The following is a 458-nucleotide window of genomic DNA, read 5'->3' on the forward strand; positions in this document are numbered from 1 at the left end:
TACCAGCCAGCCGTCAGGCGGCTTCACCCTGACCGTCGATACCACACCCCCAGCGGCGCCCACCATCGCCACCGTACCGGATGACGTGGCCGGCGTTATCGGGGCGCTTAACTGTGGCGACACCACCTACGACACCACGCCGACCCTGAACGGCACCGCGCCGGCAGATGCGGTGATTACCGTCTATGACGGTACCACCCTGCTCGGCACCGCGACCCTCGACGGCAGCGGCGGCTGGAGCTTTACCCCCGTTATCCCGCTCACCGACGGCCCGCATACGCTGACGGTGCATGCCACGGATGCCGCGGGCAATACCACCATCTCAACGCCGTTTGAACTGACGGTAGATACCGTTCCGCCAGCCACGCCGGATATCCCGGCAATCACCGTCAATCCTGACGGTACAGAAACGCCGCTGAACCCGGGAGAAACCACCCGCGACACCACGCCGACCCTGA

At 65.5% G+C, this 458-nt stretch carries 1 protein-coding gene; it reads left to right on the top strand.

What is annotated here, in order from left to right; genetic code table 11:
* Positions 1-458, top strand: a 458-nt coding sequence (locus IM284_RS23815; protein WP_193055965.1) for an Ig-like domain-containing protein, incomplete at both ends; no start/stop codon positions are given.

This window comes from Enterobacter cloacae complex sp. P12RS, assembly GCF_014895875.1.
Taxonomy (GTDB): domain Bacteria; phylum Pseudomonadota; class Gammaproteobacteria; order Enterobacterales; family Enterobacteriaceae; genus Enterobacter; species Enterobacter bugandensis.